The sequence below is a fragment of the Gilvimarinus gilvus genome, from assembly GCF_030518155.1.
GTDB lineage: Bacteria > Pseudomonadota > Gammaproteobacteria > Pseudomonadales > Cellvibrionaceae > Gilvimarinus > Gilvimarinus gilvus.
In genome coordinates, this window is sequence record NZ_JAULRU010000299.1 from 1 (window position 1) to 351 (window position 351).

Sequence of the window (351 nt, forward strand, 5' to 3'; positions counted from 1 at the left end):
AAAACATTTGCGAGATTCGAAAAACTGCCCTAATATTGCACCACGAAAAAGGAACAACACTTCTTTCGAGAAATGAATCTCCTGTTTTCAATTTGAAATATTCAAATAATAATATTTTTGCCGATGTAGCTCAGCTGGCTAGAGCAGCTGATTTGTAATCAGCAGGTCGTGGGTTCGAGTCCCTCTATCGGCTCAGCAAAAATATAGGTCGGGGAGATACTCAAGCGGCCAACGAGGACGGACTGTAAATCCGTTGGGTAACCTTCGCAGGTTCGAATCCTGCTCTCCCCACAAACTTAATTTTTAAAATTTTTTGTGGTTTAGGATTTAATCTTTAAATTTGCAAAGCTT

2 tRNA genes are annotated in these 351 nt (G+C 39.9%); both read left to right on the forward strand.

Annotation, left to right across the window (positions count from 1 at the left end):
• Window positions 1-119 precede the first annotated feature (119 nt).
• Window positions 120-193 (forward strand) — tRNA-Thr (locus QWI17_RS04910).
• 17 nt (window positions 194-210) lie between these two features.
• Window positions 211-291: transfer RNA gene (locus QWI17_RS04915), tRNA-Tyr, on the forward strand.
• Window positions 292-351: the final 60 nt, after the last annotated feature.